Raw genomic sequence first — 24,796 nt, 5'->3', positions numbered from 1 at the left:
CGAGAAATAATACGGTCTGGACTAATACATTTAAAGGAGAATTAATATGGATACATTTCTACCCGCGTTTATCATGGGTTTTAGGGAAGGCCTGGAAGCATTCCTGATCGTCAGCATCATTCTTCAATACCTGAGGAAAAGCAAAAATGAATCTTTGCGGAAATATGTTTACTACGGGACAATCAGTGGTATTGTTGCTTCTCTGGGCATCGGAGGCATTCTTTACATCCTGTCCAAAGCAATCGACAGAATGGATGAAGTAGCAAAATTATGGGAGAGCGGAGCAAGTTTCGTTGCGTTGGCATTAGTGACTACGTTCATTTACTGGATGATCAAGCACGGCCGAAACATGGTCTCGACTGTGGAAAGTAGTGTCAGCCAAAATCTGTCTGCCTTCGGGATTGCTAGCGTTGCTTTCATCATGGTGGCGCGTGAGGGCGTAGAGGTAGCAATCTTCACTTTTGCCGGACAGTATGGCATCGCAGCCCTGTTTGCGGGGATTGCAGCTGCTTTAGTGTTGGCAGTCCTGATCAATCATTCGCTGGTGAAAGTCAATTTAAGGATTCTATTCAACATCACCTTGGCCTATCTTATCCTGCAAGCCGGCTTTTTGCTTGGCTACGGTATCCATGAAGGCCTATCCGCGCTTGGCTCAATGAACCTATTAGCCAGTGAGAGTCCACTGTTCATAAAAGCTTTTGATCTATCTGAGACTATTTTCTACCATAAAGAAGGATTGCTTGGGTTGCCTATGTATGTCGTGTTCGGATGGTATTCCAAACCAGAAATACTTCAATTCATTATGCAATACCTCTACACGGGTTCGCTCTTCTACATTTGGCATAGGGAAATAAACAAAGAAGCGAGCAAATTAAATTCGTTCGTGCAATAACATAAATTCGATTGTAACTTATAAAGATATGATCAATTAAAATAGGCCAAGACTGAAATCGCACAATGATTGCAGTCTTGGTCTATTTTTTGATGATTGAAGGTAAAAAGAATTGACAAATATCGTCTACAAGTGTAAATTGTAAATATAGAAACGTTTACGTTTGTAGACGAACGATAGGGAAGAAGGGGTAAAAATGAAGAAAGGAACGTTAACTCCCCATATAACTGATGCCGAATGGGAAGTCATGCGTGTTGTTTGGGCAAACCATCATGTCACGAGTAAGGAAGTTATTTCGATCCTGGAAGATAAGATGGACTGGAAGGCAACCACCATCAAAACTCTGTTGGGTCGTTTGGTTGAAAAGGGCGCGTTATCCACTGAGCAAGATGGGAAAAAGTTTATCTACACGGCACGTGTTGCAGAGGAAGTTACTGTCCGAAACTATACAGGCGACATTTTCAGCCGTATTTGCAATAAAGATATAGGACATGTGATTGGGGAAATGATCAAGGACAACGTATTGAGCTTTAATGATATCCGCTACTTGGAAGAGATTTTGGAAAAGAAAAAAACTTCCGCTGTGGAAGAGGTTAGCTGCCGATGTCTACCCAAGCAATGTCAGTGCAACCTACACCAACATGGAAAATAGGGAGGATAAGTAAAAATGGAGAATAAAGTATTCAGTATAGATGGCATGACCTGTGCATCCTGTGCACAAACTGTAGAGAAGGCTGCTCAGAAATTATCAGGAGTAAAGACTGCGAACGTCAATCTCGCAACCGAAAAAATGAATATCCAGTTTGACAGTTCAGCATTGACAGAAGCGGACATTCAAAAAGCAGTGGCAGACGCAGGGTATACAGCCATTTCAAATACGGTTAAAAAAACATTCAATATTGAGGGTATGACATGTGCTTCATGCGCCCAGACGATTGAAAAGGCAACCCAGAAACTACGAGGAGTAAATCTTTCCTCCGTAAATCTGGCCACGGAGAAACTGGTAGTGGAGTATGATCCGGGTATGGTGAACCTTACCGATATCATAAAGGCGGTTATGGATTCAGGTTATGAGGCACATGAAGAAGTAGCAACTGCTGATACGGTAGACCAGGATAAAGAAAAGAAACAGAAAGAAATCAAGAGTCTCTGGAACAGGTTTCTAATTTCCGCGCTATTTACAGCTCCGTTGTTCTATATCGCAATGGGGCATTTGGTGAATGCGCCCCTTCCTGATTTCATTAACCCAATGATGAATCCGGAAGCCTTTGCTATTGTTCAACTCGTTCTGACACTCCCTGTGGTTGCGGTCAACAGTAAAATATATCGCAATGGGTTCAAGGCATTGTCTAAAGGGCACCCTAATATGGATTCGCTGATTTCTCTAGGGACTAGTGCAGCTTTCCTTTATGGCGTGTTTGCAACAGGGATGATTTTCCTTGGAGATGTAGCTTATGCCAATGAACTGTACTATGAAACGGCAGCCGTTATCTTAGCTTTAATCGTCCTAGGGAAATATCTCGAGACCTTAACAAAAGGCAAAACATCTGAAGCCATTAAAAAACTTATGGGATTGGCACCTAAAACCGCCCTCGTGGTACGAAACGGAAAAGAGACAGAGCTTTCCATTGATGAAGTGGTGGTTGGCGACATTATCGTTGTGAGGCCAGGGGGGAAAATGCCTGTTGATGGCGTGGTTACCGAAGGATTGACGTCGGTAGATGAATCCATGCTCACAGGTGAAAGTATCCCCGTGGAAAAATCTGTGGGAGACGCCATTATCGGTGCGAGTATCAACAAAAATGGGACGATTCGGTACCAGGCGACAAAAGTGGGGAAAGACACTGCGCTGTCCCAAATTATCAAGTTGGTGGAAGATGCCCAAGGGTCCAAAGCCCCTATTGCCAAGATGGCTGATATCATTTCCGGGTATTTTGTTCCGATTGTCATTGCGATTGCAATTCTTTCCGCGATAGCGTGGTACTTAGCTGGTCAAACAGGTGTATTCGCCTTGACTATAGCCATTTCGGTACTGGTGATTGCCTGCCCATGCGCACTTGGTCTGGCTACTCCTACAGCGATTATGATCGGTACAGGAAAAGGTGCCGAGCATGGTGTGTTATTCAAGAGCGGGACCGCGTTGGAGACGACCCATAAGCTGAACACCATTGTGTTCGACAAAACGGGTACGATAACAGAAGGGAAGCCAAAAGTAACGGATATTATCACCGCTGAAGGGATTTCCGAAACGGAATTACTGACTCTTTCTGCTTCCGCCGAAAAAGGCTCGGAACACCCACTTGGTGAGGCAATCGTGAATAGCGCAGAAGAGAAGGGTCTAGCATTCTTGAAAACAGAAATGTTTAATGCTATTCCAGGACATGGGATTGAAGTGACAATCAATGGGCAACACCTCTTGCTTGGAAACAAGAAGCTGATGGACGAAAGGCACATTGTCCTGGGAAACTTGGCCTCTGCCTCCGATGCGTTAGCAAGCCAAGGGAAGACTCCTATGTACATTGCAAAGGATGGTAAAATCGCTGGAATCATTGCGGTAGCGGATACTGTAAAAGAGAGCAGCTTACGTGCCATCAAGAAGCTGCATAAGATGGGAATCGAAGTAGCCATGATCACCGGAGACAACAAACGGACCGCTGAGGCCATCGCCAAGCAAGTGGGCATCGATCGGGTGTTGAGCGAAGTCTTACCAGAAGATAAAGCTAATGAAGTGAAGAAGTTGCAGGATGAAGGCAAAAAGGTAGGGATGGTTGGCGACGGAATCAATGACGCTCCAGCTCTTGCCCAGGCAGATGTAGGGATTGCAATCGGTTCGGGTACGGATGTAGCCATAGAATCAGCAGATGTCGTCTTAATGCGGAGTGATCTCATGGACGTACCTACTGCTGTTGAATTGAGTAAATCCACCATCCGAAACATTAAAGAAAACTTGTTTTGGGCATTCGCGTACAACATATTTGGTATCCCCTTTGCGATGGGTGTTGTTTATGCATTTGGAGGTCCTCTGCTCAGCCCGGTTATTGCAGCAGCAGCAATGAGTTTCAGTTCCATTTCTGTTTTGTTGAATGCATTACGTTTAAAGGGATTTCAACCTTCTGTTATGAAATAAAAACTGAGGATGGTAGAATGAGGATGGAGTTAACTATAAGTTTATCTTGTTTCAAATGCTTAAACATAATAGCGGAAAAGACAAAAAAATTCCCTGCAGTGGAGAGCGTGTCTATTGATGAAAGCAAGAAAATTGCACTCGTTCAAGGTAATAAAACGAAGCAAGATGAGTTTCTGGGAGCATTATCCGATATTCCCTATCTTTTAAGGGAGATCAATGAAGCGGAGAATTGCGACTGTTGCACACAACCCCATTTTAGTTTTCATTAATAGTTGACTGACGGTTGAAACATTTCTTTCAAAAAAGGATAAAGAGAAATTTAATAATAAAAAAAAGAAATGAGGAAAAATTTATGAAACAAGAAGTATTCGTAGAAGGCATGAAATGTGAAGGTTGCGCCAAGGGAGTAAAAGAAAAATTCGAATCCATAAAGGGAGTAGAATCAGTGTCTGTTGATTTGAAAGGCAAAAAAGCTACTATAAATACACGATCTGTTATTGATAAAGCAACATTTGTCGCAGTTTTAGAGGACACAAAGTATTCAGTAGTGGAGTAAGGTAGTTTAAAAATTTTGTAAGTTAGGTAATTTTTTGTATTCAGATTCTATTCGGGGAGCCTCAGTTTTTATCCTTCATGAAGAAACAGGGAGAACAGCTGAGGCTCATTCTTTAATCGAGGTAAGAGGAGGATAAGTTTATGAACAACAAGCAACAGAACGGTTCGAATAAACCAACGGACCACAGCAAGATGGACCATAGTCAGATGGATCACAGCAAGATGGATCACAGCAAGATGGATCATAGTCAGATGGATCACAGCAAGATGGATCATAGTGCGATGGATCACAGTGAAATGGATCATGGCGCAATGGGAGGGCATGCCCACCACCATCACGGTAGCTTTAAGGAGATTTTCTTGAAGTCACTCCCATTAGGAATTGCAATCTTACTCATTACTCCTTTGATGGATATTCAGTTGCCTTTCCAAATTATCTTTCCTTATGCAGACGTTGTAGCAGCTGTATTGGCAACAATTCTATACATTTATGGCGGAAAACCATTCTACATGGGTGCGAAAGATGAGTTTAATTCAAAAGTTCCAGGCATGATGTCCTTGATTACTTTGGGAATAACGGTTTCTTATGCCTATAGTGTTTACGCAGTGGCCGCTCGATATGTGACCGGAGAACATGTTATGGACTTCTTCTTTGAGTTTGCAACGTTACTTTTAATCATGTTATTAGGACACTGGATTGAAATGAAGGCATTGGGTGAAGCAGGGGACGCGCAAAAAGCTCTAGCAGAATTAGTGCCAAAAGACGCCCATGTTGTTTTAGAAGACGATTCGATTGAGACTCGTCCTGTGTCTGAACTTCAGGTTGGAGATGTTATCCGTGTTCAAGCAGGAGAAAATGTTCCAGCTGATGGTATCATTATTCGCGGAGAATCCCGTGTAAACGAGGCCCTCTTAACAGGTGAATCTAAGCCAATCGAAAAGAATGTTAAAGATCAAGTCATTGGTGGATCAACAAATGGTAGTGGTGTCCTATATGTAGAAGTAACAGAAACAGGGGATAAGTCCTTTATCTCACAAGTACAATCATTAATTAGCCAAGCACAAAGCCAACCTTCTCGAGCAGAGAATGTGGCTCACAAAGTAGCTGGCTGGTTGTTCTACATTGCGGTTGTAGTAGCTTTAATCGCCCTACTAATCTGGACGATCATTGCGGATCTGCCTACAGCCGTTATCTTTACTGTGACTACGTTAGTTATTGCCTGCCCACACGCTTTGGGTCTTGCTATTCCCTTGGTAGTATCACGTAGTACTAGTTTGGGTGCAAGCCGAGGATTACTGGTTAAAAATAGAGAAGCTTTGGAATTAACTACTAAAGCGGATGTTATGGTATTGGATAAAACAGGTACTTTAACAACTGGTGAATTTAAAGTGTTGGACGTCACTGTTTTGAGTGATAAATATTCTGAAGAAGAAATTACAGGCTTGTTGGCGGGTATAGAGGCGGGCTCCAGTCACCCGATTGCCCAATCGATTGTGAACCACGCTGAAGCGAAAGGCATTAAGTCAGTTTCCTTTGACTCCATTGAAATCGTTTCGGGAGCAGGAATAGAAGGGGAGGCGAACGGCCACCACTATCAATTAATCAGCCAAAAGGCATACGGAAAAGCATTGCGTATGGATATTCCGAAAGGCGCTACTTTAAGTATCCTTGTAGAAAATAATGAAGCAATCGGCGCTGTCGCATTGGGAGATGAACTGAAAGAAACCAGCAGAAACTTGATCGAGGTGCTGAAAAAATACGGAATTGAACCACTCATGGCTACTGGTGATAACGAGGAAGCTGCACAAGGAGTTGCAGAAGTTCTAGGTATTCAATACCAAGCCAATCAATCTCCGGAAGATAAGTACAAGCTGGTCGAGTCCATGAAAAACCAAAACAAGACGGTTATCATGGTGGGAGACGGGGTCAATGACGCACCTTCCCTTGCCTTGGCAGACGTAGGTATTGCAATCGGAGCTGGAACGCAAGTAGCTTTGGATTCTGCGGATATTATCCTTACTCAGTCTGATCCAGGGGATATTGAATCCTTTATCGAGTTAGCAAACAAGACGACACGTAAAATGAAACAAAACTTGGTATGGGGAGCAGGCTACAATTTTATCGCGATTCCAATTGCTGCTGGCCTCCTTGCTCCTATCGGCATTACCTTGGGTCCGGCCTTCGGCGCCGTCCTCATGTCCTTATCGACCGTTATTGTTGCGATCAATGCCATGCTTTTGAAATTAGACCCTAAATAAAATGAAGCAGGAACGAAAAAAGCACTGGCTGGTTTGACCCCCTTCCAGAATCGGGTCAGACCAGCCAGTATGCTGTATAAGGAAAATCATAGATCGATAAATTTTCGATAAAAACAGGACTCCCATGCTTTCGATGGAGAGCCCTGTTTTTCTTATGAACCATAACCTTTTTAATCAACGGCTTGGGGCAGAGATTCGATATTTAGTAGTGAAGTACCCCAGGATTAGGAAGACTTCGATTAATCCAAAGGCCAAGAGGAAACTGTGCATAAAGAACTCCGCCGGCAGCGCTAAGATGATGGGATCAGTTGCGGGATTAAATAGCCAAGCATCATTGTTAAAGAATACCTGATGGAATAGCACAAACAGCACATCAAAGTTGATCAATAGAGCCAAAACAACACCCAGCGGAAGCAAGATTCCCCACTGGAAGTATCGAAGAAGTCGCCAGTATTGCCCTTCTCTGTTTAGATACTGCATAAACCAGAAGGAGCCTATCCCTGAAGTAATCAGAATCAGGTAGTCCAGCATAAACAACTTCTTCACTTCAGTGAAGTGGAATAACCCGCTAACTGAGCTAGGGAAATCCGGCATATCCAGTTTCGCTATCCATGGGGTATTCAGGTAATCTAGCAGAATACGATAGTTCATTAAGATTTGCTCTTTCGGCATGCCTACATATTCCGATATATTCAAGTAACCAATATCAAACGAGTAGAGGAAGGTAAAGTTGATGGTTGCTGCCACCGAAAGGGATAAGATGAAAAAGGTAATGAAAATAAACCCTGAAATTTGAATGATTTTCTGCTTCAATGTGGAATTGCCCTCACAATTCATTTTGATTTATTTTTGATTTTACTACGTTCAATTCCTCTTTTAACCGTTTGTTTTCAATTTCCAACTTTTTCTTGTCTTCCGATTCGGGATCCGCGTGACCATGTCCTTTATGGTTATGACCGCCATGCATACCAGGCATGAGAAACATCATGAGCATGTGTCCAACCACCATCAGTACCACAAATATAATCGATTCCATGTTCAACTCTCCTTTTATTTTTTCGTCAATGCTACAACTAACACGTTAGTAAAGAAATGGACGATAGATTAAAAAATTACGAAGAACCCAATTCCATTAGTGAAGCAAATAAGATTCAGAATAACTTTCTAAGACAAGAATAGAGTAAAACTATGTAGGTTTTATGGAGATTAACAACTCCATAAAACCTACATAATTCCTTGGTACAGTAAAATAAGCAAAAGAAAGGGGCAAATTTTGCCGACATTTAAGGAGGATACATGAATAGAAAGCAGATGTTCAGGATTTTAGGAATTCCCACGCTTTTAAGTTTACTGGTGGTACCTTTGGATGTGAAAGCTGATACGCTGGAAGAGCTCAATCAACAAAAAACGGAATTGGAAAGCAGAATCCAAGAATTGGATGAGAATTCTTCAGGGCAACAAGAGCTATTGGACACATTGGAGGCAAAGAAAGAGCAACTTGGGGTTGGAACAATCACCCTGCAAAAGGAAATCGACAAGCTCACCCTACAATTAGTTGAACAGCAGGGGAAATTGCAGATTTCTGAGGAAAAAATAAAGGAATTGGGTAAAGAAGCAGAAACGCTGGAAGAACGGATTGAACTAAGAGGGGAAAAACTTAAAGTGCAAGCCAGAGCCGTCCAAACAGATACAAATCCACGTACTCTCCTGGAAGCAGTTATCAACTCGGAGAACCTTGCGGAAATGATAGGGAACATAGGCTTAGTAACTTACATTATGAACATCAACAAGGAAATACTCGTCCAGCAGAAAAATGACAAAATGGATCTGGTGGAGAAAAAGCAGGCAGCTGAGGACGAGCAGGAAAACCTAGAAATACTGAGTGCGGAAATCCAAGTAGCCAAAACCAATTTGGTGACACAGAAAGCAGGGCTGGAGAATCAAATCGAGCAGCTAGCCCAAGAGTATGATCTTACGGTGGAACAAAAAGAAGCGATTGATCAGGAGCAACAGAATCTTGCCGGAACGGTGAGCACCCTCTCCGATCAACTGAAGGAGGAGCAACGCCGGATCGCTGATGAAGAAGTAGTACGACAACAGGCTGCACAAGAGGTCGCGGTTGCAATGGCGGGTGAGATTGTTCCTGAAAGCTTCTTCGAAGAAAGCAAGGTAGTGGAGTATGCCTCTGCGGGGGAAACCCTGCCTGAAGCGAAGAGCGTTACCGCGTCTGGTTTCATTCGTCCGAGTAATGGGATTGTAACAGATCCTTTTGGATACAGAATCCATCCTCTTACAGGGGAGTGGAAATTGCATGCGGGCATGGATTTTGCCGGATCGGGACCGATTGTCGCAGCCCAGGGGGGAACCGTTCTAGTAGCCGGGTACCATAATTCATGGGGCTACTACGTGAAAATCGACCATGGAAACGGACTCCAAACTTTATACGCTCACATGGAAGCGGGCAGCCTTCGGGTTGCTCCCGGACAAAAAGTATCCCAAGGACAACAATTAGGGATAATGGGAACAACGGGGGATTCAACAGGTGTCCACCTGCATTTCGAGGTTTATGAGAATGGGGTTCAGGTTGACCCAGAACCTTACTTGGGATTGTAAAAGCACTATAAAATAAACGTTTTTTTCTTATAAGGAGGAAAGTATGGAAACAATAGTAGGAACAATTGATCGCGTAGCTTTCTCATTTGGCCCATTCACCGTCTACTGGTATGGGATTATCATTGGGGCTGCTATGCTATTGGCAATCTCCTTGGCGTCCAAGGAGGGCACGAAAAGAGGCTTAGGAGAAGATACCGTTACAGATATGACAATGTGGGCGATTCCCATTGGGCTGATTGGAGCCAGAATCTACTACATTCTCTTCGAATGGCAGTACTATCTGCAAAATCCGGGCGAAATCGTCCAAATCTGGAATGGTGGAATTGCCATTTATGGGGGGTTGATTGCAGGGGGATTCACTGTCTATTGGTACACCAAGAAAAAGAGGATTCCCGTTGCCTTGATGTTGGATGTGCTGGCTCCCTATGTCCTTTTGGCCCAATCCATCGGTCGATGGGGCAACTTCACTAACCAGGAAGCACATGGTGGAGAAGTGACTCGAACATTTCTGGAGAACTTGTACCTTCCGAAGTTTATCATTGATCAGATGCAAATTAACGGTGTGTACTACCAGCCCACCTTCCTCTACGAGTCATTATGGAGTCTCCTCGGATTTGGCGTAATCATTGCCTTGCGAAACCGCAAGGGGTTGTTGCGGCAAGGCGAAGTGGCCCTCAGCTATACTATCTGGTATTCAGCGGGCAGATTCTTCATAGAGGGCCTGCGCACGGATAGTTTGTGGATTGGTGATTTCTTGCGGGTGTCACAGGGATTGTCCTTGCTCTTGTTTGTGGGTGCGATTGGTATTTGGATTTACCGGAGAAGGGATTATCCGCCCAAAACCTACTATCTAGAAGGATGGAACCTCAAAGGAGAAAGAGATTGAAGTAAAGACGGATAACAGGAAAGAGTGTGAGTGGCATGTCGAGTTATTGGAATCTACTGAATCATGACGGATTGGGACCTTTGAGATTGATTGGGTTGCTTTGGATTGTAGTGCTGTTTATGGTGGCGTACCTCCTTATCAAGATTCTTTCCGATCGAACAGATAGTCGAATTGCGAATGAGACCTCTTTGGAACAGATTCAAAAAGAATTTGCCAGAGATAATATTACGGAAGCAGAGTACTTGAAGAGAAAAAAACAGTTAGAGTAAACGAGAGAAAAAGGGGGAGAATCATGATTAAAAAGTATCGCAGAATGGTGAAACCTTTTGATATTATTATTGTCTCTTTTCTGTTTGTTCTATCTTTTTTACCGACAATGATCTTCGCCGTTGAAACTGCGCACATAGAAAAGAGCAAGCTGTATGCAGTTATCTCGTTCAACGGCGAGGAAGTGGACCGCTTCCTCCTGACCGGAAATGAGAAACAGCGGCTTATCACCTACTATCCTGCTCCCGGGAAGTATAATATTATCGAAATTGATGGGGAGCGGATTCGTGACAAATCGGATAACAGCCCCCAGCAAATCGCCGTGAGGACAGGGTGGATCCAATCACTTGGACAAACCAGTCTAAACTTACCCCACCGCATGCTAATTGAGATTGTATCCGATAATCCGACAGAGGCGGAGATTGATGTCCTTGCACGATAAGAGAATAGACCACTGAAAAAAGTACTCCAACCCTATTTAATTAGTTGGAGTACTTTTTTATAAACCCTATTTTATTTTGCCTTGGGAAGATTGATTGTAAATGTTGTGCCTTTCCCATAAATACTATCTACGGAAATAGTCCCTTGATGCGCATTCACAATGCCCTTTACAATGGAAAGGCCTATTCCTTGCCCCCCTAGTTTACTGTTTCGGGAGGGCTCCGCCATATAGAACCGTTCAAATATTTGGCCCACCTCTTCCGGAGGGATACCTTGTCCGTTGTCGATTATCCGAAAGGAAGTGGTGCCTTTACTTTGCGAAACGTAAAGGTCGATTCTTCCTCCCGAAGGGGTAAACTTAATGGCATTTGCCAACAGATTAGTTAAGACCTGATGGATTTTGTCCCGATCCGCAGAAATAAATACGCGATCACCACTAACGGAGCAGTTGAGTTTATTTTCAACCAGCATGGGTTGGAAATTATCCACGATTTGTTGGGCTAATTCCGTAAGATCAAAGGTGGTTTTCTGTAGCTGAGACTCCTGACTTTCGAGTTCGTTGATCCGATCGATTTCTCCAATCAGACGCGTAATTCGGCTTACCTCTTCGTAACAACGATAGAGCCGCTCTTCAGATATTTCCCAAACACCATCTATCATGGCTTCAATATTCCCTTTCAAGGTCGTCAAAGGCGTTCTGATTTCATGAGCAATATCGGAGGACAAACGGTTTCGGATCTTCTGTTGGTGTTGAAGTTGCAAGGAAAGATCATTCACTGATACCAGCAGGTCATCAATCTCCCGGATTCCTGTTTCTTCCAGAGAAAGACTGCTGTAATGCCCTTTGGCAATTTCCTTGGTGAAATCATTGATTGTGACGATAGGAGAACTAAGCTTTTTGGCCACCAGTAGCGCAAAGAAGAGGGGAATGAGGAGCGAGAAGAAGGCCACCAAAACCAATTTACTTTCCATATCGGAAATAAAGAGGGCGTCATGTTCTGTGTAAGCATAGGGACCCACGGATTGAATCTCCATCATGCCAATTTCTTCGGTACCATCATAAAGGGGACTACGACTTTGCACGTAATCACTCTCCATACCTCCCACCATTTGCTCCATATGCAGGAGATGATCCTGAACCTTGTTCTTCGCATCTTCTTCCTCAGAAGCGGATGGGCTCCATAACAGTTGCCCGTCCTCGTCGAAAATCCTCACAATCACTGACTGTTGGAGAGCATTCCGCCCAACACGCTGAATTGCTTGCGAATTTTCTTCCCAGGTACCGTTTTGTTGATAGAGATTCTCTAAATCAGTGCTGTATTCTTCCAACTCTGACTCCTGTCTCTCCCTGACATAGTCAGCAAAGTGGCTCTCTAGTAAGTTCAGTGTTATCCAGCTGAAGGCTCCTACCAGAATAAAAGAAAGCGAAACGAAGGAAAGGAGAAGTTGCCACTTTATTGTTCGCTTCATTTTTGACCACCAAATCGGTATCCCTCTCCATAGATTGTCAGGATATAGTAGGGGGTTCGCGTATCATCATCTTCTATCTTTTGTCGCAGGTTCTTAATATGGACATCAATGACTCGATCTGTTCCGTCAAAATCTAATCCTTTTACGACCTGCAAGAGCTGTTGCCTAGGGAAAATCTGCTGAGGATGTGACGCCAGAAGAGTCAGCAAACTGTACTCAGTTGGCGTTAGTCCCACTTCTACGCCCTTTTTGAATACTTGCTTGTTATCGGGATAGATTTCCAATAAACCACCTTCGAAGGACCATTTCACCTCTTGGGGTTCCGGATGTGAGCGTCGCAGTACAGTCTGTACTCGGGCCACCAGTTCTTTGGGGCTGAAGGGTTTCGTCATATAATGGTCCGCGCCGATTTGCAGTCCGCTCAGGATATCCTGTTCCGTTGTTCTCGCCGTCAGCATAATCACAGGCACGCTGGAGGATTTTCTTATTCTTCGGCAGACCTCAAGACCGGAGATATCCGGCAGCATGAGGTCCAGGACGATGAGATCCGGCCGGATGGTTTCGGCTTTCCGCAAGGCTTCTTCTCCGTCCATGGCTCTGAATACTTGGTAGTTTTTAGCAACCAAGTACGCCTCTACAATCTTCAAAATGTTTTCCTCGTCATCTACAATCAAAATTTTCATATGTTTTCCCTCCATCATTCACATGATTGATTATGTACTACTAAAAATTGTCCCACCGCACCATCTTTCCTGAGCAATGAACGATGGTAGTTTTCAAATATTGCTGAATTGAGTTTACCTTTTCATTGTGTGGGTTTTATGGAGGAGAAGATGCCTTATTGTTTTTAAAGAAGCAGTAGGAAAAGTTCTGTCGGCCTATTAAGTCCTTTAGAACTACTGCAAATTTTTGTTTTTTTTTCTCCATACTCCCTACACAATCATGTGCTATCTTAGTAGTGAATGGTTGTGTACGATCCGATAGAGGCATAATGCAGATAAGGAGTGTTAGAAAATGAATATCGTTATAATGGGAATGCCCGGCGCTGGAATAGGAACCCAAGCGAGGGAAATCGCAGTTACCTATCAGATTCCGTATATCTCTACCGGTGAAATCTTCCGATCTTTCGCTGAGATGGGTAGTCCGATCGGTCTAGAAGTCAAAACGTTCATGGATATGGGAAAACTAGTCCCCGATAGATTGGTCAATAAACTCCTCTGGGATCGCATGGGAGAGGATGACATGAAAGAGGGTTTCATTTTGGATGGATATCCGCGAACGCGTCAGCAAGCGGAAGCGTTAGAAGCATATCTGGAAAGCAAAAGACTGTCGCTGGATGTTGTCCTCTATCTGGCTGTTGGGAAAGAGGTCTTACGGAAAAGATTAGAAAAGAGGATTGATTCGCCCTGGTCAGAGGATAAATCAGAAGTCATAGAAAGACGGCTACAAGTAAGTGAGCTCGAAATGGAAGCACTGACGGGTTTCTATCAGGAAGCGGGAATCGTTTCTATGGTCAATGGCGAACAAAAGCCCGACATTGTATTCGAAAAGATACAAGAAGTTCTTCAGTTTCATTCTTAATGAGGATTCGTTCTAATCCAGAAGATAATCTTTCTATTAGGCTCTCCAAGATTACGAGCTATTGGGTGAATGCCCTGATGAAAAGGTAGAAATCACGAAAAAAAAAGCATGGAGACTTTTGTCTGCATGCTTTTCCTTAAGGTTTATTTTTTTTACCACTGTTAAACATATTCGATGATGCCGCGTTTAAGAAGCTCTTTCCTCAAAGCCTCATTTTCTACCCGTAATCTTTTTACATCTGCGCTTAAAACAGAATTATGTTTACGAACTGCACTTAGGATTACCATCGTCAAAACAGGAACCAGTAGTACTAAAATGATAAATAGAGTTGTTTGCATAGTCTATGTCCTTCTTTCTGGATTGTTTTTTTTAGATTTCATAGTCATAGCATACTAGGTGATTATGTAGACTGTATGAAGAAGCAAAACTCCATTAAATCTACACATTGCTCCGGTATATTAGGGTTAACAAATCCTCAAAGTATGGATAAGTAGTAAGAATTGGCGTTTAGTAAGTGAGGGTACTAATTAAAAATGTAGAGGCATACTTGATGCCATGGATTTCAGTAAGCACAATTTATCCAATTTTCTAAAGACGAGGTGCCGATTCAAAATCGCTTTAAGGCTTACCGAAGAAAGAAGGCAGGGATATGAAAAACAAGCATCAATTAGTGTGGGGTGTGATCCTGTTTGGTGCGCTTGCTGTATTGATTGTTTACAGCAGCGGGTTGTTTTTGCTGGCAAAAAATGCGGGAACAGACGTTTATACGCAAGGGTTTTACAACAGCGGCATGATGGGTGGCAGAGTCAACAGCAACCAGAACAGCAGTGGCGAGAAATTGACGCCGGATCAGATTTTGTCGGATGTCGAAAATTATTTGAAGGGCTATGGAAATAATCTTCAAGTGGCAGATATTTTTGTCTTCACCGATGCGGATTACTACGTTTCGGTGGAAGAGAAAGATACCGGCAGAGGGGCCATGGAACTCTTGGTCAATCCTTATACGGGACAGATCTACCCCGAGCCGGGTCCCAACATGATGTGGAATGAGAAATACAGCATGATGATGGGAGGATCCTTCCGCTACAATGCGAGTGCAACAGACACGGCAACTGTGAACCGAACAGAAGCAGTCAAAATTGCGGATGATTTTGTGAAGAGTCAGTTGGGCGAAGCTTTTTCGGTTCCGGGTGAGGGGCACGCATTTTATGGTTATTACACTTTTCATATCAAGGAAGACGACAAAGTAATCGGGATGCTCAGTGTCAATGACCTTACCGGAGAAGTCTGGTACCATGATTGGCATGGCGATTTGGAACAAGTGATTTCTGAACATTAACAGAAAGAGGAGTGGGAAAAATGATGAATTATTATGGTTATGACATGATGGGCGGTTGGGGAATTTTCATGATGATTATCCTGGTAATCTTAATCGTTATTATCGTATACGCGGTGATGAAGCTAGTCCAAGGAGGCAATAATGCTGGCACAACTTCAAATGGCCGGGATGAGGCACTTGAAATCCTTGATCAGCGTTATGCAAAAGGAGAATTATCAGACGAAGAATACCAACAAAAGAAGAAAATATTGAAAAGTTAGTTGGGTAAGTCTGAAGTTTCATGCTCGAACTGAGTTTTCTCAAAAATATATTCCGGAAATGAACTATTCATATCAAAAAGCCAAGATCATATACAAATCTTGGCTTTTTGATATGATTTTTTTCTACATAAAATCAACACATTCATATATTATTATAAAAACAGAAACATAAAATAAATCAAAGCAAGGGGATAAATTATGCACCACCATGAAAGTAAAGAAGAGAAATCAGGAACGCATAAACACAGTCCATTACATCATATGATCCATATGATTATTTGTTGTGGCCTACCAATACTGATTATAGTATCAATACCATTTATTGCTAAATATAATCTCGGACTTGCTACTATATTAGGAGTTATTGCGCCATTTATATGCCCCATTATGATGGGAGGAATGATGCTATCAATGCTAGGTGGTAAGAAAAAGGAAAACTGTTGTTCGAAAAAAGAAAGTGATACTGTATCGGAAGAGTGAGCGATTTTTTTGTAGGAAGCCATTAAAGCATCTAAAAATTGAAGGAATAGTTTTTAAATAAAAAAGTGGGGCCCAAATAATGGCTACGAATTAATGCGACATTTTTTTGGATACCGATTGTATGCATCTGATTGTGCTGTACTTGACTACTAAAAATGAACCTATAGCCCTGACTAGGTAAATTGATTATAAGACTAATTATTTGACTATTGAAAAAAGGAAGGACAGAATGTGTAATGTAGAGTACTTTCGATAATAGTCAATAAAGGAGGGTAATGAAACATGTATAAGAACCGATTGATAAAAAGTATCCTAGGTCTTTCTACATTAGTATTATTGGCCGCATGTTCTATTGATCAAGATGGAGACGTAGATTCTGAGTCCGTGGGAAATATTTCATCAGATATAGAAAGTATTGCTTCTACTTCGAATATGGGTGAAATGATGCATGATGATTCTGGAGAAATACCAGAAGGATTACTAGCAGCAGAAAACCCAACATATCGGATAGGGGACATTGTTACCATCAATTCAGATCATATGACAGGAATGAAGGGTACAGAGGCTACTATTGTAGGGGCATTCGACACTACAGTTTACGAAGTATCCTTCAATCCAACTAATGGTGATCCGCGAGTAACAAACCATCAATGGGTTATCAAGGAAGAAATAGCTGAAACAAAAGATGTCGAAGAACCACTGGAACCTGGTACGGAGGTTACGCTGGAAGCGAGTCATATGGAAGGCATGCAAGGTGCAACTGCCACGATAGAATCAGCAGAATACACTACCGTATATATGGTTGACTTTGAGCCGACCACAGGGGAAGAGATGGTCAGGAACCATAAATGGGTAACAGAGGCTGAACTATCGCCTAATTAAATGGCACCTTTGATGCCATCATTCAGAATAAGACCACCCACTATCTAGAATTTAAAGACTTAGCTGATAATGGTATGAGTGATGTCCTTAATCATCACTTTGATGTTTTTCACTCCCAAGCATTTGTTAAATGAGAGGAGAAAATCATGGCAAAAACTAATATCCGCACACCATTCTTTGTTTTTAACCCCAAATCCTATTTGTTTGGAGAAAACTTATTGGAACTGGTTAGGGAAGCAGATGCACTAGCAGAAGAATTTCCGATTTCAATTTTTGTAACCGCGCCCTTCGCCGATATTGCAGCCGTTTCATCAAATTCCAAAAATATTATTGTGACAGCCCAGCATTTAGATGGCATTCATCCGGATAAAGGAATGGGTCATGTGTTACCCGAATCACTTTATGAAGCAGGTGCACGTGCAGTATTTCTAAATCACGCTGAACGTCCCTTGACGTTGAATGGATTAGCTAAAGCAATTACGCGCGCAGCTGAATTTGAAATAATAACAATTGTATGTGCAGATTCAATTGCGGAGGCAAAGGCAATCACAATGCTAAGTCCCGATATTATTCTGTGCGAACCTTCAGAGTTAATTGGTACCGGTAAAACAAGTGATGAGAGCTATGTTAAAGAAACAATCGAAGCTGTTAAGAGTCTTAATCCGAATGTATTAGTTATGCAAGCAGCTGGAATCAGCACGGCAGATGATGTCTATAGAACGATTTTGCTGCAAGCTGATGGAGTTGGCTGTACCAGTGGTATAGTGAAGGCAAAAGACCCCCAAAAAATGCTGAGAGATATGGTTGAAGCGACTGTAAAAGCATCAAATGAGAATAATAAATAAGGAAAGAAAACCCCTATTAATGGTATCGGTAAAGCTAGCTTCACACTGGTTTTATTTTAAAGAGCAAAACAATTTCCGACGGGCTTACAGAGTAGTGCCGTTGGTGTGGCAATTCTCCATACGGATGCTATAGATGTGAAAATTAAAAATAGGCCAAGACTGAAATCACACAAAGATTTCAATCTTGGTCTATTTTTTGTTGCAGGCAATGAATGAAGGTTACTTTTTACAGATGCCTATTTAAGGTGTATCCAAAATCGACATGCCTAGCATGGTGATTTTCCAACGTTCTTCATGCAGTTTTAGAGCATCGAATAAGTCGTTTGGAAAGAGTACGAATAAGATGAGGGTAGGCTATGCGCGCGTCTCCACTACCGGTAATTAATGGCCTGCGCTTTCTCCTAAATCTTCAATTTCCCTAACATGGGTCAGGACTTGCTCCAAGATACTAAAAACGTGGATATCGTCGAGACTGTAAAATATCGTCTTTCCTTCTCGCCTTGCTTTCACCAAACGCGCCTCTTTCAAAGTTCTTAACTGGTGGGAGATAGCGGATTGCTCCATTTCCAAGGATATGGTAATTGCTCCCACACTCAATTCTTGCTGCTGAAGAAGAAAGAGGATCGAGATCCTAGTAGGGTCACTGATAATCTTAAAAAGCTTGCTTACGGCATGGATGGAATTTTTGTCCAGTATAGATGATGTTGGTGTATCCATTGGTACTCCCTCCCTTTCGCATGAGTGGTTGTTCATGTTTAGAATATCATATGCCTGATGAAATGCAAATGTTTTTACCTAGAGAGAGGGAAGGAAATCCATCCGTTTCTCTCAAAAGTAAGCGGAAAATGAGTCAGAAAAAGGGAGCGATTTATCTTGACATGGTGCAGGAACCCGTTTAAAATGAATATATAAACATATGAATGAACATTCACTTGTAAGGCGGAACGGTTCCGGTTTATGGAAAGGGAACAAGAAGCTTTTAGAAGCTTTTAGGCTGTGCTAGGGTTGTGCGTGTTGTCAATCGAATTAGTACAAAAAAATAATTATATGAATAGAAGGGTGATTGAAATGAAAGCTGTTCAAGAGAAAGACGCATACAAGAAACACGACCATGATGAGCATGACCATAGTAACGAGCACGAGCATGGCAAAGCGCCAATCATTTTCTATTTCATAGGTTTAGCACTGTTCCTAATTGCGACCTTCTTAGGGAATGAAAATGAAGTATTGATCAACATCCTCTTCTCACTCGCAAGCATTACAGCGGGCTACTATGTAGTGGTTCTGGAAGGAATTGGCGAAACGATTGAGAATACCAAAATACAAAAGCGATTCACGCCTAACTCCCACGTCCTGATGGGGCTAGCAACACTCGGAGCGTCTTTCCTAGGTAACTTTGGGGAAGGGGCGCTACTGATTCTCATTTTTTCTGGCGCCCATTTTCTTGAAGAATACGCGGAAGGAAGAAGCAGACGAGAAATCACGAAGCTGCTCGAAATGACTCCCACGACTGCTAGACGAATCATGCCGGATGGAAATACGGAAATTGTTGCCGTCAGTATTTTGAAGGTTGGTGATCGACTCCAAGTGTTAAATGGAGACCAAGTACCGACTGATGGAATGATCTTGTCCGGTATGACCGCCATTGATGAGTCTTCTATTAATGGTGAGAGTATCCCCAAGGAGAAGTCGAAAGGGGACGAAGTTTTTGGGAGTACGATTAATGGAACAGGTACGTTTACCATGCAGGTCACGAAAGAAAATAAAGATACTGTTTTCTCCAAAATTCTACAACTCGTCAGCCAAAACCAATCTAACCAGACAAGAGCTGCTAGTATTATCCAAAGACTTGAGCCTCGCTATGTGAATTTTGTTTTGATGGTAATCCCCCTAGTGATGTTGCTAGCTCCTTTTCTATTTGGTTGGACATGGTCCCAAAGTATCTACAGAGGGCTCGTCCTTTTAGTGGCCGCTTCCCCGTGTGCTTTAGCGGCAGCTACTGTATCGGTAACCTTATCCGCCACTTCTAACTTGGCCAAAAGAGGCGTTCTTTCAAAAGGAAGTTCCTATTTATCTCAACTAGCCAACATTGATGCCATTGCCTTCGATAAAACCGGAACCCTGACTCGTGGAAAACCTGAAGTAACCAATTACTACTTTTCTGATTCTGTGAATGAGGAAGAGATTCTTGATGTGATTGTGGCTCTGGAAAAGGAGTCGAATCATCCTCTGGCAAGTGCAATCTTAGAGAAGTTTGAGGCAAAAAATACAATTGCTATCGAGGTAACCAATCAGCTTGGAAAGGGATTGACGGGTGACTATCAGGGGAAAAGCTACCGCATAGGAAAACCCACCTCCTTTAGTGGTGTGGAAGATATATATGAGCAACGAAATGTAGCATGGGCTTCCAACGGACAAACCGTGGTATATGTTGCCGAAAATGAAAAAGTTATTGGGCTGATAGCCCTCATGGACGTTCCAAGTGAACACGCACGAACAACCATTGACTACTTCAGAAAATTGGGTATCCACACGACGCTAATTACCGGTGATTCAGAAATGACGGGGAAAGCTGTTGGTGAACAGCTAGGCGTGGACGAGGTTATCGCGAATGTCATGCCGGAAGATAAATCGCGGATTATCGACGAACAAAAGGCAAAACACGGTGTGGTCGCCATGGTGGGCGATGGTGTGAACGATGCCCCAGCCCTCGTGAATGCTGATATTGGAATCGCGATGGGAGAGGGTACTGATGTTGCGATTGATGTCTCGGATCTCGTTTTGATGCAAAACAATCTAGACAGACTAGTCCAATCCCACAGAGTATCTAAAAAGATGAACAAAGTGATTTGGCAAAATATCTACTTCTCCATGGCAGTCGTGATTCTCCTAGTTACCGTTAGCCTTTTAGGTTTGACGGATATCGCGATCAGCGTCATTGTCCATGAAGGAAGTACAATCGTTGTAATCCTAAATGGACTCCGCTTGCTAAGGTCTCTATAATCCAACTGTAAACATTATCAAGGAATCTAATTGCTTATATCGAAAAAGAGCTGTGAATCTGTCTTATGGCAAAATTACGGCTCTTTTTTGATGTGAAAAACCGAGACATTATGGAGAGAACGGCTCCTCACATGATGAAGTAACTACGACATAGCAAGGCTTGATCCTCTGAAGAGAGACCAGGCCTCCCGCATTTCTCGGCAGGAATTACAATATTTATGGAAAATTGGAGCAAATGCTGATATACTTTATTCAAACGAACGTTTGAATGACAAGGGGGGAGCAGGTTGAATAAAATCGATAAGATGGATATAGATGTTTGTAGTGTCACGGTTGTCCATGAGGAAAAAGTGAATCATGTTATAGCTGAACTCCAAGGGAAGGATTTTGCGAGCCTCTCAGTACTCAGCAAATGTCTGGGAGAGACCTCCAGAGTCCAGATTCTTTATGCCCTGTCCACCTATAAGGAAATGTGCGTGTGTGATCTAGCGGCTATTATTGATGCGAGTATGGCCACCACTTCCCATCATTTGCGTTTTTTGAAAAAAAATGGCGTAACCACCTCTTATAGAGAAGGGAAGATGGTCTACTATTCGCTCGCGAGTCAAGAGGTTTCCGATGCCATCGCCTCATTACTGAAAGTATCGGAATATCTACATCTCATTTCTTAGAAGGGGGAGAGTAATCCTGGTTCAAACGATTTTATCCGCCCTCGTGGTTTATATTTCTACAAATATTGATGATTTCCTAATTCTAATGGTTATTTTTTCCCAAAGCGATTCCCGAAAGAGAATGAAAGGAATCGTCGCGGGACAATACCTAGGAATGGGGATTATAGTCGCTTTTAGTATATTTGCCGCTTATGTCATTAACCTCATTCCGCAAGCCTGGGTTATCGGCTTGCTCGGATTAATCCCATTGTTCTTGGGGATTCGGGTGGCCCTCAAACGGGAGGAGCGGGAAGATGAGGATGTGTTGGGAAAAATGGAAGCGCGTGGAACCAACCAACTATTCTGGGCGGTAGCGTTGATTACCATTGCTTCGGGGGGAGATAACCTGGGCATCTATATCCCCTACTTCACGTCCCTTACCTGGCCCGAGACTATGGTAACCCTAATCATTTTTGTCGTTTCGATAGCGATTCTTTGCTATATCAGTTACAGATTGTCAAAGATTACTTTGATATCAGAAATAATCGAGAAGTATCAGCGGATGATTGTCTCGCTAGTTTTCGTTGGATTAGGGATTTACATTATGGTGGAAAATGGAACCATTCAGACTTTAGTCGGATGGTAAAGAAATTCGTTCAATTCATTTAAAAGGAGATACTTATGGAAAAAAATAAAAAGCAACACGAATGGATCCTCGATGGGATTGACTGCGCAAACTGTGCCAGCAAGGTCGAACGAGGCGTCGCCAAGGTGGCGGGTGTGGCCAACAGCAACGTGAACTACATGACCCAAACCTTGAGTTTCGAGGTGACGGGGGAACAGGAAGATCAAATCCTCTCCCAAGTGAAACAGAAAGTGAATAAATTGGAGCCCGCTGTGGTCTTGAAGAACAAGGCCGACGGTCGCTTGCTCAATTTTGACACCCTCAAGAGTAAGAATATCCAACCAGAAGAAAGAAAAAAATACTACGAATGGATCCTTGATGGGATCGACTGCGCCAATTGTGCCAACAAGGTCGAGCGAGGCGTCGCCAAGGTGGCGGGTGTGTCCAACAGCAACGTGAACTACATGACCCAAACCTTGAGTTTCGAGGTGACGGGGGAACTGGAAGATCAAATCCTCTCCCAAGTGAAACAGACAGTGAATAAATTGGAGCCCGCTGTAATCCTGAAGAATAAGGCCGACGGTCGTTTGCTCACAGTCGGAAACCATCCAACGGCGATGAATCTGGCTGCAGAAACACTAGAACAAGGGGAACTGGAAGAAGAAGGTGGGGAAGAAAATGAATCACGAACGACCATCATTCGATTGGTACTTGGATTCTCCCTCATGCTATCCGGTATCTTCCTGCCACTTCCAGGAGGCATTTCTGTTGCCCTGTTTGTAATTGCCTACCTGATTGCCGGCTATGATATCGTCTGGCGGGCCGTCCGCAACATGCTCCGCGGGCAGGTTTTTGATGAAAACTTTCTGATGACGATTGCAACGCTGGCTGCTTTCTATGTTCAAGAATATCCAGAGGCCGTTGCGGTCATGTTGTTCTATCAGGTAGGGGAACTGTTCCAAGATATCGCCCTTTCGAAGTCCCGTCGCTCAATCGCTGAGTTGATGGATATCCGCCCTGATTATGCAAATTTGGTAACCGAAAATGGTACCCAAAAGGTTGCTCCGGAAGCCATTAAAGTGGGTGATCTCATACTTGTCCGGCCTGGCGAAAAAGTGCCATTGGACGGGAAGGTAGTGGAAGGGACTTCCGCTATGGATACATCTGCCTTGACTGGGGAATCCGTACCGCGTAGCGTAGGCCCTACGGATTCGGTGCTGAGCGGTTTTATCAATCGGAACGGGGTGCTTAAAGTAGCGGTGGAGAAGCCTTTTTCGGAATCAACCGTGAAAAAAATCTTGGATCTGGTTGAGAATGCAAGTGGGAGAAAGGCACCGACCGAGCAGTTTATCACCAAATTTGCTCGCTACTATACGCCGGTTGTCGTAGTATCCGCGTTCCTATTGGCCATTGTGCCGCCGTTGGTGTTCCCGGGAGCTACTTTCGATGAATGGATTTACCGGGCAGCTATTTTCTTAGTTATTTCTTGTCCGTGTGCATTGGTTGTCTCCATTCCTATTGGCTTTTTCGGCGGAATCGGAGCCTCTTCACGGAAGGGCATATTAGTGAAAGGAAGTAATTACCTGGAAGCTCTAAATGACCTAAAGTACGTAGTGATGGATAAGACCGGCACTTTGACGAAAGGAAAGTTCGAGATAACAGCGATTGAACCCGAGAAAGAAATCAGTACGGAAGCCTTACTGGAAATGGCAGCGTATGCTGAAGCCCATTCCACCCACCCAATCGCGGATTCCATTAAAGAAAAATATGAAAAAGAGATCCAGGAAGAAAGAATTACTACTTACAACGAAATTCCCGGACACGGTATCGAGGCCACCATCGATGGGAAAATCATACTGGCTGGAAATGCTCGTCTAATGGAAAAATTCTCTGTGAATTTCGAAGAAGTAACCGAAATCGGGACAATTGTTTACCTTGCGATAGAAGGGAAATATGCTGGGTATCTCTTGATTGCGGATGCCATTAAGGAGGACGCCGCAGCCGCTATCGCAACTATGAAGGAGCTTGGAATCAAGCATATCATTATGCTGACTGGCGACTCGAAAGCAGTAGGGGACGCAATCGCCCAGAAGCTGGGGATTACAGAGGTCTACAGCGAGTTGTTGCCGCAAGATAAGGTGACAAAGTTCGAAGAAATCCTCTCACGTAAAAAGAAAAATGAGAAAGTCGCCTTCGTGGGGGATGGAATCAATGACACCCCCGTTCTAGCCCGTTCGGATATTGGGATTGCCATGGGGGGATTGGGGTCAGATGCAGCCATTGAGGCGGCTGACGTGGTAATTATGGACGATAAGCCTTCCAAGATTGGGGTCGCCATGCTGGTGGCCAAGGATACCCGTCGCATTGTATGGCAGAATATCTTCTTTGCCCTCGGAGTGAAGGGACTGTTCCTCCTTCTGGGAGCTTTCGGGGTTGCCACCATGTGGGAAGCGGTTTTTGCAGATGTCGGCGTGACGGTAATAGCCGTTCTCAATGCTATGCGGATTTTAAAGAAATAGATTTCCACGATTCGATCAGGAAACAATAAAATTAGCCAATAACGTCAAAATGCATTTGATCTTTCAGATGCGTTTTGACGTTTTTGGTTTATGAAGGTTTTC

General features: G+C 43.3%; 24 protein-coding genes and 1 pseudogene. 19 read left to right on the top strand and 6 right to left on the bottom strand.

Annotation, left to right across the window (positions count from 1 at the left end; translation table 11 throughout):
* Nucleotides 1–46: 46 nt before the first annotated feature.
* The 5 genes from PH235_RS12995 to PH235_RS12975 all read left to right on the top strand — a co-directional run bounded on the left by PH235_RS12995 (nt 47) and on the right by PH235_RS12975 (nt 6,833).
* Nucleotides 47–892 carry an FTR1 family iron permease gene (locus PH235_RS12995; protein WP_272162729.1) on the top strand — a complete coding sequence of 282 codons (846 nt, stop codon included), beginning with the start codon at nt 47–49 and terminating at the stop codon, nt 890–892.
* A gap of 196 nt (nt 893–1,088) precedes the next feature.
* Entirely contained in the window at nt 1,089–1,544 is a 456-nt protein-coding gene (locus tag PH235_RS12990) for a CopY/TcrY family copper transport repressor (protein ID WP_272162728.1), read from the top strand.
* Between the two features lie 15 nt (nt 1,545–1,559).
* Nucleotides 1,560–4,019: a heavy metal translocating P-type ATPase gene (locus tag PH235_RS12985; protein WP_272162727.1), complete on the top strand. Its 2,460-nt coding sequence runs from the start codon at nt 1,560–1,562 to the stop codon at nt 4,017–4,019.
* A 352-nt stretch (nt 4,020–4,371) separates the two neighbouring features.
* Nucleotides 4,372–4,575, top strand: a complete 204-nt coding sequence (locus PH235_RS12980) for a heavy-metal-associated domain-containing protein (RefSeq protein ID WP_068561777.1) — start codon at nt 4,372–4,374, stop codon at nt 4,573–4,575.
* A 191-nt stretch (nt 4,576–4,766) separates the two neighbouring features.
* Nucleotides 4,767–6,833, top strand: a complete 2,067-nt coding sequence (locus tag PH235_RS12975) for a heavy metal translocating P-type ATPase (protein ID WP_272162775.1) — start codon at nt 4,767–4,769, stop codon at nt 6,831–6,833.
* A gap of 174 nt (nt 6,834–7,007) precedes the next feature.
* Here PH235_RS12975 and PH235_RS12970 read toward each other — a convergent pair whose 3' ends face one another.
* Together PH235_RS12970 and PH235_RS12965 are read right to left on the bottom strand one after the other, a co-directional pair.
* A complete protein-coding gene (locus PH235_RS12970; protein WP_256957853.1) occupies nt 7,008–7,646 on the bottom strand; it encodes a TIGR01906 family membrane protein in 639 nt (212 codons plus the stop codon).
* A gap of 13 nt (nt 7,647–7,659) precedes the next feature.
* The gene (locus PH235_RS12965) at nt 7,660–7,869 is read right to left on the bottom strand and encodes an adhesion protein (protein ID WP_069286380.1); all 210 of its coding nucleotides are present in this window, start codon (nt 7,867–7,869) and stop codon (nt 7,660–7,662) included.
* A 260-nt stretch (nt 7,870–8,129) separates the two neighbouring features.
* Here PH235_RS12965 and PH235_RS12960 point away from each other — a divergent pair, with 260 nt between their 5' ends.
* The 3 genes from PH235_RS12960 (at nt 8,130) to PH235_RS12950 (ending at nt 11,041) form a co-directional block, all read left to right on the top strand.
* Nucleotides 8,130–9,446, top strand: coding sequence for a M23 family metallopeptidase (locus PH235_RS12960; protein ID WP_086943876.1), 1,317 nt, complete (start codon nt 8,130–8,132; stop codon nt 9,444–9,446).
* Nucleotides 9,447–9,489: 43 nt separating this feature from the next.
* Nucleotides 9,490–10,332: a prolipoprotein diacylglyceryl transferase gene (gene lgt / locus PH235_RS12955; protein ID WP_068561774.1), complete on the top strand. Its 843-nt coding sequence runs from the start codon at nt 9,490–9,492 to the stop codon at nt 10,330–10,332.
* Nucleotides 10,333–10,624: 292 nt separating this feature from the next.
* Nucleotides 10,625–11,041 carry a NusG domain II-containing protein gene (locus tag PH235_RS12950; protein ID WP_370684631.1) on the top strand — a complete coding sequence of 139 codons (417 nt, stop codon included), beginning with the start codon at nt 10,625–10,627 and terminating at the stop codon, nt 11,039–11,041.
* 71 nt (nt 11,042–11,112) lie between these two features.
* On the opposite strand, the gene PH235_RS12945 is transcribed toward PH235_RS12950, so the two are convergent.
* Nucleotides 11,113–12,510 (bottom strand): sensor histidine kinase, encoded by a 1,398-nt coding sequence (locus tag PH235_RS12945; RefSeq protein ID WP_086987729.1) that lies wholly within the window; start codon nt 12,508–12,510, stop codon nt 11,113–11,115.
* A complete protein-coding gene (locus PH235_RS12940; protein WP_272162726.1) occupies nt 12,507–13,193 on the bottom strand; it encodes a response regulator transcription factor in 687 nt (228 codons plus the stop codon). The genes PH235_RS12945 and PH235_RS12940 overlap by 4 nt, the downstream gene beginning before the upstream one ends.
* A gap of 331 nt (nt 13,194–13,524) precedes the next feature.
* Between PH235_RS12940 and PH235_RS12935 the strand changes: the two genes are divergently transcribed.
* Entirely contained in the window at nt 13,525–14,091 is a 567-nt protein-coding gene (locus tag PH235_RS12935) for an adenylate kinase family protein (RefSeq protein WP_068561770.1), read from the top strand.
* Nucleotides 14,092–14,252: 161 nt separating this feature from the next.
* On the opposite strand, the gene PH235_RS12930 is transcribed toward PH235_RS12935, so the two are convergent.
* Entirely contained in the window at nt 14,253–14,429 is a 177-nt protein-coding gene (locus PH235_RS12930; protein WP_177187486.1) for a hypothetical protein, read from the bottom strand.
* A gap of 311 nt (nt 14,430–14,740) precedes the next feature.
* On the opposite strand from PH235_RS12930, the gene PH235_RS12925 reads away from it, so the two are divergent.
* From PH235_RS12925 to PH235_RS12905, 5 genes are all read left to right on the top strand, one after another.
* A complete protein-coding gene (locus PH235_RS12925) occupies nt 14,741–15,430 on the top strand; it encodes a hypothetical protein (RefSeq protein WP_272162725.1) in 690 nt (229 codons plus the stop codon).
* Nucleotides 15,431–15,450: 20 nt separating this feature from the next.
* Nucleotides 15,451–15,690: an SHOCT domain-containing protein gene (locus PH235_RS12920; RefSeq protein ID WP_068561768.1), complete on the top strand. Its 240-nt coding sequence runs from the start codon at nt 15,451–15,453 to the stop codon at nt 15,688–15,690.
* A 198-nt stretch (nt 15,691–15,888) separates the two neighbouring features.
* On the top strand, nt 15,889–16,170 hold the full coding sequence (locus PH235_RS12915) for a hypothetical protein (RefSeq protein ID WP_086943870.1): 282 nt from the start codon (nt 15,889–15,891) through the stop codon (nt 16,168–16,170).
* Nucleotides 16,171–16,452: 282 nt separating this feature from the next.
* Nucleotides 16,453–17,052, top strand: a complete 600-nt coding sequence (locus PH235_RS12910) for a YdhK family protein (protein WP_272162724.1) — start codon at nt 16,453–16,455, stop codon at nt 17,050–17,052.
* A 146-nt stretch (nt 17,053–17,198) separates the two neighbouring features.
* A complete protein-coding gene (locus tag PH235_RS12905) occupies nt 17,199–17,897 on the top strand; it encodes a triose-phosphate isomerase (protein WP_086987736.1) in 699 nt (232 codons plus the stop codon).
* Between the two features lie 381 nt (nt 17,898–18,278).
* Here PH235_RS12905 and PH235_RS12900 read toward each other — a convergent pair whose 3' ends face one another.
* Nucleotides 18,279–18,614 carry an ArsR/SmtB family transcription factor gene (locus tag PH235_RS12900; RefSeq protein WP_086987737.1) on the bottom strand — a complete coding sequence of 112 codons (336 nt, stop codon included), beginning with the start codon at nt 18,612–18,614 and terminating at the stop codon, nt 18,279–18,281.
* 351 nt (nt 18,615–18,965) lie between these two features.
* Between PH235_RS12900 and PH235_RS12895 the strand changes: the two genes are divergently transcribed.
* The 5 genes and pseudogenes from PH235_RS12895 to PH235_RS12875 all read left to right on the top strand — a co-directional run bounded on the left by PH235_RS12895 (nt 18,966) and on the right by PH235_RS12875 (nt 24,694).
* Complete coding sequence (locus PH235_RS12895) at nt 18,966–20,900, top strand: heavy metal translocating P-type ATPase (RefSeq protein ID WP_176974311.1); 1,935 nt, start codon at nt 18,966–18,968, stop codon at nt 20,898–20,900.
* A 305-nt stretch (nt 20,901–21,205) separates the two neighbouring features.
* The gene (locus PH235_RS12890) at nt 21,206–21,571 is read left to right on the top strand and encodes an ArsR/SmtB family transcription factor (RefSeq protein ID WP_272162774.1); all 366 of its coding nucleotides are present in this window, start codon (nt 21,206–21,208) and stop codon (nt 21,569–21,571) included.
* A gap of 16 nt (nt 21,572–21,587) precedes the next feature.
* Complete coding sequence (locus tag PH235_RS12885; RefSeq protein WP_272162773.1) at nt 21,588–22,196, top strand: CadD family cadmium resistance transporter; 609 nt, start codon at nt 21,588–21,590, stop codon at nt 22,194–22,196.
* A gap of 35 nt (nt 22,197–22,231) precedes the next feature.
* Nucleotides 22,232–22,369: pseudogene (locus PH235_RS12880) on the top strand (cation transporter); the annotation flags it as partial.
* Between the two features lie 141 nt (nt 22,370–22,510).
* Nucleotides 22,511–24,694 (top strand): heavy metal translocating P-type ATPase, encoded by a 2,184-nt coding sequence (locus PH235_RS12875; RefSeq protein WP_245826761.1) that lies wholly within the window; start codon nt 22,511–22,513, stop codon nt 24,692–24,694.
* Nucleotides 24,695–24,796: the final 102 nt, after the last annotated feature.

Source organism: Trichococcus sp. K1Tr, from assembly GCF_028309625.1.
Lineage (GTDB): Bacteria > Bacillota > Bacilli > Lactobacillales > Aerococcaceae > Trichococcus.
This window is presented reverse-complemented; position numbering and strand designations above follow the sequence as displayed.